The organism is Streptomyces sp. NPDC055078 (assembly GCF_053607985.1).
Window position 1 is genome coordinate 20,526 of sequence record NZ_JBSGUP010000053.1, and the last position, 3,703, is coordinate 24,228.

The following is a 3,703-nucleotide window of genomic DNA, read 5'->3' on the forward strand; positions in this document are numbered from 1 at the left end:
TGGGGGGGCCCCTGGTTTTGGGGGGGGGGGGGGGGGCCCGGGCCCCGGGGGGCGGGGGGGGGGCTGGGGGGGGGGAGGTCACCGGCGCCGTCAGGGGGTTGCCGGTGACGGTCGCGGGCGGGACGTCGTACGACGTGGAGGTGGTGGGGGACGGCAGCGGCGAGGACACGGTCGTCGTCGTGCCGCCGGTCGGCGGGGGTGTCACGGACCGGCCGCCGGGCTGTCCGCCGCCCAGGAGAGTGTTCGGGCCGGGCAGTTGGTTGCGGGGACCGAGGTCCTGCTGACCGCCGGAGAACTTGTTGTGGAGATCGTTGGCGAACTTCTCCGCGCCGAGGCTGAGGATCAGCTCGATGACGGCGCTGATGCTGCCGCCCGCCAGCGCCATGAGATCGAACTTCCAGCGCTGGTGCAAGAGGCCGTTGACCAGGAACTCGGCGAATGCCTCGCTGGGACCCTGGCTGACCACGGCGGTGAACGCGTCCGCGCCGAACCGCCTCCACTTGCTGTCGTCGAAGTTGTGGATCCTGTTCTTGAAGATGTCGCCGATGTTGCGGGTGAGGACGGAGCTGAACAACCCGGCGAAGAGACCGGTGAGGAAGGACTGGAAGATGTCACCGCCGTCGATACCCTTCGGGCGCCGGTCGCCGTCATTGTTCCCAAGCATCGCCAGCCGCACCGCGAACGTGGTCAGCGCTTCCTGTAGCCCCTGGCTCAGCGCGGGCAGCAGATGGGTCTCGTTGAGCAGGCGCTGGAGGATGAGGAGCATCGTCAGCCTGGTACGCGCCTTGGCCAGCGCGGTCTGGCCGAAAGAGAGTCCGCCGGTGAAGAACGAGAGCGCGGCGATGATCGCCAGTTCGGCCAGGAGCAGCATCGCCTCGGCGATGATCTCGTACTTGGACTCCATGATCTTGCGTGACTGCCCGACACGGTTCTCGGAGACCTGGTGGATCTGCCCCACGAGTTGTGCCAGGACATCCGATCCGTCGGCACCGGTGAGGGTGCCCATCGCCTCCTTGTAGCGCGCCGCGACAGCTGACGGCAGCGCCCCGTCCACCTTGTTGACCAGCTCGGTGATCCGCTCGCGCAGATCGAGTATCCCGTCCGCGTAGTCGTCGTACGGCACGGCACTGGCATACGCCATGTCGGAGGACGCCTGCAGGGGCAGCTCACCGAGCAGGACGAAGATGATCCACCGGGCCTCGTCCGGGAACTCGATGCTGTCGGGGATGGTCAACGGTCAGTGCTTTCCCCCGCCGGTGCCCGGGGCTCCGAGCCGGCTGCGCAGTTGGTCGATGTCGTCCATGTTCTGACCCTGGGTGTTCTTGATGTTGCGCAGTTCCAGGAAGCGGCCCTCGGTGATACCGGTGAAGGCGCCGGCGATCTGCTGCAGACAGTTGTGGACGTAGTCCCGTTGGGCGTCGACCTGCGGGCGCATCTTGTCGGCGTACTCGTCGCCGGTGCCGGGCACACCGCAGAACCCGTGAGTCCCCTGCACGGCGTCCGGGAACGCGTTCGCGAACTTCTGGATCTGATCACCCAGCGCGCGGGTCTCGGCGATGAACGACTGCAGCCGGGCGGTGTCCGCCTCGTAGTTGCCGGGTCCGCCCGCCGTCATCGGTTCCTCCTCCGGCCGTTGGCGCCGTCCGCCGCGGGCGGGGTGGGCTCTCCGTCTTCGGTGATCTCGTCGCGGAGCCTGTCACCGGCACCGCGGCGGGCGGTCTCGCCCCGTTCGATACTGTCCAGGAGGGGGCCGAACATGTTGTCCCAGTCAGCCCTGGAGCCTTCGACGTGAGGGCGGTCCCCGATGCTGTCGGCCAGCGGGCGGAATGTCTCCATCACGGTGCGGGCCATCTTCGCCTCACCCTCCCGGGCCGCCTCGATCACGGCGGCGGCGAGCTGGGCGGCACCCATCGCGCGGTACTTGCCGTCGAGGAAGCGCACCTCGGCGAGGTGGCCCTGGGCGTCGACGGTGACCTCGACACTGCGGTCACGGGAGCGCACGGTGACGCTGGCGGCCCGCAGCCGCTCCTCGGTGGCGGCGACGGCCTGCCGGGTCTGCTCCAGCCGGGCCACCGCGTTCGCCAGCCGTACCTGGATCGGTTCAGTCATCCCTCTGTCCTCCGGTCTCGTTCAGCGGCCGATGGCGGCGGGAGCGCCGCCCTCGTCCGTACCCCATACGGTCTCTTCTTCCTCCACCCAGGAGGCGCGCTCCCGGTCACCGCTCTCGGTCTGTTGCTGGCCGCCCCCCTGACCGCCCATCGGCGGCATGAAGGGCATGCCCGGCGAAGCCGTGGAGAGGCCGCCGCGCTGCGCCGTCGAGACGTACTCGTCCTGGCCGCCCCGGCCGCTCTGTCCCCGGCGGGTCATCGGCTGGGAGTCGTCCATGGAGCCGCGGACGCGTTCGCCCTCGCTGCCGCCCGCCCCGCCAGTGGTGACGCCGTTCATCCGCGTGCCCGGCGGCAGCATCGGCATCCCCCCGCCGGAACCGCCGCCGGAACCGCTGCCGGAACCGCTGCCGGAGCCCATGCCGTACTGAGAGGCGTTGGGGGAATCGACGATTCTGTCGTACAGCTCTTCCTCATAGCCGGACGGATAGGGGGAGGAGTAGAGGGAGCCGGAGCCCGGCGCACCGCCGCTGCCCAGTCCGGAGGGGAGGGTCTGCCCCGGATCGATCGGGGTGGTGATGGTGGTGCCGTCGGGCCGGGTGGTGGTGAGCGTGCCGCGGTCGGGATCGAGGGTGCTGACCGAGCCGTCGGGCATGGTGGTGATGAGACGGCCGTCGCCGTCGAGCCGGGTGACACTGCCGTCCGCGTTTGTGATCGATTCGCCCGGCCGCAGGTCGTCGACGCGGGTGGAGCCGTCGGGCAGGGTGGTGACCACCTCGCCGGAGGAGGGGTCGACGGTACGTGAGGAGCCGTCGGGGTAGTCGAGGGTGACCGAGCCGTCCGGGTTGAGCGTGGAAGTGGAGTAGGAGGGGTCGGCCCCGGTGCCTCCCGGCAGCCGCGGTCCATCCCCCGGGGTGCCGGAGCCCCGGCCCAGGTCCTGCATCTGCCGTTCGGCGCGCTTCTCGGCCTCGGACTGCCTGCGGTCGGCCTCTTCCTGCCTGCGGTCGGCCTCCGTCTGCTGCTCCTGCTGTTTCTGCTCCTGCTTTTGTTCCAGTTCTTCGCGCTTGCGGTCGGTCTCTGTCTGGCGTTGTTCCTGCTTGTTCTCCTGCTCTTCCTGCTTCAGCTCCTGCTTGCGCTCCAACTCCTCCCGCCTGCGGTCAGCCTCCGACTGCCGCTCCTGCTGCTCCTTCCGTTGCCGATCCTGGTCGACGCGGGCCTGCTGCGTCAGCAGCGCCTGCTGCGTCTGCGCCTGCGTCTGTTTCTCTTCCTGCTTGCGCTCCAGTTCCTCCCGTTTGCGGTCGGCCTCCGACTGCCGCTGTTCCTGCTTGTTCTCCTGATCCTGCTGCTTCAGCTCCTGCTTGCGCTCCAGTTCCTCGCGCTTACGGTCAGCCTCCGACTGCCGCTCCTCCTGCTTGGTCCTCTGCTCGTCCTGCTTCAGTTCCTGCTTGCGCTCCAACTCCTCCCGTTTACGGTCGGCCTCCGACTGCCGCTGTTCCTGCTTGTTCTCCTGATCCTGCTGCTTCAGCTCCTGCTTGCGCTCCAGTTCCTCGCGCTTGCGGTCGGCCTCCGACTGCCGCTGTTCCTGCTTCTAGTCGGCT

General features: G+C 69.0%; 3 protein-coding genes and 1 pseudogene. All 4 read right to left on the reverse strand.

The window, feature by feature from the left end:
* Positions 1-1,234, reverse strand: a pseudogene (locus ACWF94_RS07460) (sugar-binding protein); the annotation flags it as partial.
* 3 nt (positions 1,235-1,237) lie between these two features.
* Entirely contained in the window at positions 1,238-1,615 is a 378-nt protein-coding gene (locus ACWF94_RS07465; RefSeq protein ID WP_453485622.1) for a hypothetical protein, read from the reverse strand.
* Positions 1,612-2,109 carry a YbaB/EbfC family nucleoid-associated protein gene (locus ACWF94_RS07470; protein WP_453485624.1) on the reverse strand — a complete coding sequence of 166 codons (498 nt, stop codon included), beginning with the start codon at positions 2,107-2,109 and terminating at the stop codon, positions 1,612-1,614. Before ACWF94_RS07470 ends, ACWF94_RS07465 begins: the two co-directional genes overlap by 4 nt.
* Positions 2,110-2,130: 21 nt before the next feature.
* Positions 2,131-3,561, reverse strand: coding sequence for a hypothetical protein (locus ACWF94_RS07475; RefSeq protein ID WP_453485626.1), 1,431 nt, complete (start codon positions 3,559-3,561; stop codon positions 2,131-2,133).
* Positions 3,562-3,703: the final 142 nt, after the last annotated feature.

Excerpts from the sequence above, each read along its gene's own strand:
- ACWF94_RS07465 (WP_453485622.1), bottom strand. The coding sequence starts at position 1,615 with ATGACGGCGGGCGGACCCGGCAACTACGAGGCGGACACCGCCCGGCTG.
- ACWF94_RS07470 (WP_453485624.1), bottom strand. The coding sequence starts at position 2,109 with ATGACTGAACCGATCCAGGTACGGCTGGCGAACGCGGTGGCCCGGCTG.